The 566-nt window shown below is 52.3% G+C and carries 1 protein-coding gene; it reads right to left on the bottom strand.

Annotation, left to right across the window (positions count from 1 at the left end; genetic code table 11):
* Positions 1-566, bottom strand: a 566-nt coding sequence (locus E2K52_RS14610) for an aconitase family protein (RefSeq protein ID WP_264765952.1), incomplete at both ends; no start/stop codon positions are given.

Here is a 566-nt window from a genome sequence, read left to right as displayed (position 1 = left end):
CCAGTGCGCCTTCCCAGTAAGGCGGGCGGCGGATATAGGTACTTTGCGGACGCCAGTCATACAGCGGACTTGCTGCCTGCTCACGCTCCCCCAGATCAAACATCGGGATATACACCTGCTTGAACTGTTCCGGTTTAACCGATTCTTTGACCAGCGCATCAATTTCTTCATCCGACGGCCAGATGTCTTTTAAGTAAATCGGGTTGCCGTCTTTGTCCTGCCCTAATGCATCTGTTTCGATGTCAAAACGGATGGTTCCGGCAATGGCATAGGCCACCACCAAAGGCGGTGAAGCCAAAAATGCCTGCTTGGCATAAGGATGGATACGTCCGTCGAAGTTGCGGTTACCTGAAAGCACCGCTGTGGCATACAGGTCACGGTCAATAATTTCCTGCTGGATGTTCGGATCAAGTGCACCCGACATGCCGTTACAGGTGGTGCAGGCATAAGCGACAATACCGAAACCCAGTTTTTCCAGATCACCCAGTACTCCGGCTTCTTCCAGATATAAAGCCGCTGCTTTAGACCCCGGGGCAAACGATGATTTCACCCACGGTTTACGCAAC

Origin of the sequence: Acinetobacter sp. RF14B (assembly GCF_006864105.1) — a bacterium.
GTDB lineage: Bacteria > Pseudomonadota > Gammaproteobacteria > Pseudomonadales > Moraxellaceae > Acinetobacter > Acinetobacter lwoffii_C.
This window is presented reverse-complemented; position numbering and strand designations above follow the sequence as displayed.